This window comes from Actinoplanes sp. NPDC051851 (assembly GCF_040681165.1).
Classification (GTDB): Bacteria; Actinomycetota; Actinomycetes; order Mycobacteriales; family Micromonosporaceae; genus Actinoplanes.
Map to the genome: position 1 here is coordinate 1 of NZ_JBFAYF010000167.1, position 1496 is coordinate 1496.

The following is a 1496-nucleotide window of genomic DNA, read 5'->3' on the forward strand; positions in this document are numbered from 1 at the left end:
TCTTCGCCACCGCGGCAGTATCCACGGCGTCAGTTGTCATGGTCATCAGATGCGTCTCCTTGATCAGGAGTTACACCGTTATTTGTACAGTCCCCACACCCGCGACTACGGCAACCAGTTCACCTTCTGATCGGCCCCGGTGGCGGCGTTCCGGCCGGAGCGCCGCCACCGGTCGTCGCGGGAACGTCTTCGGCCACCGCGGCGTCCGCTCACGCACTCCAGGAGCGGTATCGGGACACGGCCGCGTGCCCGGGGGCGAACGGCTGGCGATCGGCTGGCGATCGGCTGGCGATCCGGGGTGCCTCAGTGTGGTCGGCTGGCGATCCGGGGTGCCTCGGGCCGTCCGATTGCAAGGCCACGCAGTTAAGGGTTTTGGTGGGTTGTCATCGCTCTTGTGGGTGATGCGGTGAAGTGGCCTCGGTGGGGTCTGGTGATGTAGTGGTGTTTGACCATGTCGTGGAGTTTGTTGCGGGCTTTTCGGTAGTCGAGGTTGGCGTGTGTGGCGATGTCGCGGATGCTTCGTGGCTGGTCGGGGGTGTTTTTCAGGTAGTCGAGGATGGTTTGGGACAGTGCGCCGGGGGGTCTGCGGTGGTGGGGCCGGCTGCGGGTGGCTGGTTTCGGGGTGTGGGTGCGGGTGTGGATGGTGTAGGTGCGGCTGGTGACGGGAGTGCTGGTGGCGGGTCGGGGGTCGTTGCGGGATGTGCTGGCGTAACGCGAGGTCGCGCATTTGACCTTGCGTTTGCTGAGGCGGTCTCGGCGTTCGGATAGCGTGTTGCGGCTGTCGGTGCCGATCAGGGTGGGTTCGTGGTGGGCGTGAAGGATACCGGCGGCGTTTATGACCTGGTTGCGGGCGTTTTCCAGGGCTTTGGTGAAGCTGGACCGGTCGGGGTCGGTGCCGGGTAGGTGTTCGGCTGCTTCGACGATCGCGGCGCGGATCATCTGGTAGAGGGTGAGCAGGGCCCAGAGTTCCTGTTGCAGTCCGGAGGGGGTGCCTGAGCGCAGGACCCGGCCGGTGAACAGGGTGTGTTTGAGTGCGTAGAACGCTGATTCGATCTCCCAGCGTTCGTGGTAGAGCTGCATCAGCGTTGTGGCGGGGTGGGTCTGGTGGTCGAGCAGTGTGGTCGCCAGCCGGTAGCGGGCGGTGATCGTGCTGCCGTCGATCGCGGTGGTGGTGATCGTTGCTTCGATGATGCGTAGTCGCAGGTCATCGAAGCGGGTCAGGTAAGAGCCGTCGGGCAGCGTGGTGTGTACCCGGGGCCGGCGGTTACTGGCGATCCGGACCAGGAACTGTGCTCCGGTGGCGGCGATCTGGGCCAGGAAGGCATTGCCGTCGAATCCTCGATCGGCCAGGACCAGCATGTCCGGGGTGAGCAGGTGCAGCAGCCGGCGGGCGTAGCCGGGGGGCGTGTCTGATGGTCTGTGTAATTGATCGGCTTCCATGTCGAGGAGTACACAAGTGACCATGACTAGTGATCAGATGGCCGGACCGTTGGGTG

The 1496-nt window shown here is 64.6% G+C and carries 1 protein-coding gene; it reads right to left on the minus strand.

Going from position 1 to position 1496, the window contains the following annotated elements; genetic code table 11:
• Positions 1 to 363: 363 nt before the first annotated feature.
• Complete coding sequence (locus tag AB0M08_RS47475) at positions 364 to 1440, minus strand: transposase (RefSeq protein WP_364508955.1); 1077 nt, start codon at positions 1438 to 1440, stop codon at positions 364 to 366.
• Positions 1441 to 1496: the final 56 nt, after the last annotated feature.